The sequence below is a fragment of the Sesame phyllody phytoplasma genome, assembly GCF_018390775.2.
Classification (GTDB): Bacteria; Bacillota_I; Bacilli_A; order Acholeplasmatales; family Acholeplasmataceae; genus Phytoplasma; species Phytoplasma australasiaticum.
Map to the genome: position 1 here is coordinate 1 of NZ_JAHBAJ020000051.1, position 266 is coordinate 266.

1 pseudogene is annotated in these 266 nt (G+C 35.3%); it reads left to right on the forward strand.

Going from position 1 to position 266, the window contains the following annotated elements:
- Positions 1-3 precede the first annotated feature (3 nt).
- Positions 4-266 (forward strand): annotated as a pseudogene (locus KHD59_RS02455) (group II intron reverse transcriptase/maturase); the annotation flags it as partial.

Genomic DNA, 266 nt, shown 5'->3' on the forward strand with positions numbered 1-266 from the left:
ATTATGTCAACAACGGTTTCACCAGAAACTAAACTTTTACGAACATTGAATAGAATTCAATATTGTTCATCAAACGGCTACTCCTTAAAAAGAGAACTCCAGCAGGGAATGAATAACTTTTACAACACGTTAACCGCATTTAATAAAATTGCGGCTAACAAGGGAGCGGGTACACCCGGAATTGACAATAAAACTATCGATGGAATCAATCTGGAAAGATTAAAAAAATACCATCTGGAATACGTCAATAATGGTTATCACCCAAA